A 228-nucleotide genomic window follows, 5' to 3' on the forward strand; every position below is an offset into this window, starting at 1 on the left:
CTGCGGCGCGACAGCCACAGGTGAATTCTCATGGCGACGTCTCCGATCCAGAAGGCCAGCGGTATCCTGAGCTACTTCACCCGCCACCGCACGGCGGCGAACCTGCTGCTGATGCTGCTGCTGATCCTCGGCGCGGCCGCAATCCCCAACATGCGGGCACAGTTCTTTCCCGATGTGATCGTCGAATCCGTCGATGTCAGCGTGGTCTGGGAGGGCGCCGGTCCCGAG

At 64.5% G+C, this 228-nt stretch carries 1 protein-coding gene; it reads left to right on the forward strand.

Features of this window, described 5'->3' with window-relative positions:
- Window positions 1-30: 30 nt before the first annotated feature.
- A partial coding sequence (locus R2R70_RS23800) for a hypothetical protein (protein WP_410979461.1) occupies window positions 31-228 on the forward strand: 198 nt, incomplete at its 3' end.

The organism is Cobetia sp. SIMBA_158, from assembly GCF_046566945.1.
Taxonomy (GTDB): Bacteria; Pseudomonadota; Gammaproteobacteria; order Pseudomonadales; family Halomonadaceae; genus Cobetia; species Cobetia amphilecti.